At 70.4% G+C, this 240-nt stretch carries 1 protein-coding gene; it reads left to right on the top strand.

Annotated elements, in window-relative coordinates; genetic code table 11:
* The coding region (locus tag BN358_RS24950) for an aldo/keto reductase (RefSeq protein WP_198018536.1) at positions 1–240 on the top strand (240 nt) is incomplete at both ends.

Here is a 240-nt window from a genome sequence, read left to right as displayed (position 1 = left end):
CAGCGCTGGACGCGGGAGTACCCTGATCGACACCGCGGATGCCTACTGCCTGGGTCCCGACGAGGTCGGCCACAACGAGATCCTGATCGCCGAGGCACTGCGCTCCTACGGCGCCGACACCAGCAACGTGCTCGTCGCCACGAAGGGCGGCCACCTGCGTCCCGGCGACGGGAGCTGGACGCAGAACGGCGATCCCTCCTACCTGAAGGACGCCGCCAAGGCCTCGGCCGCCCGGCTCGA

This window comes from Sedimentibacter sp. B4, from assembly GCF_000309315.1.
Lineage (GTDB): Bacteria > Bacillota > Clostridia > Tissierellales > Sedimentibacteraceae > Sedimentibacter > Sedimentibacter saalensis.
Note: the sequence above shows the minus strand (reverse complement) of the source record. Positions and strands in the feature narration are given on the sequence as shown.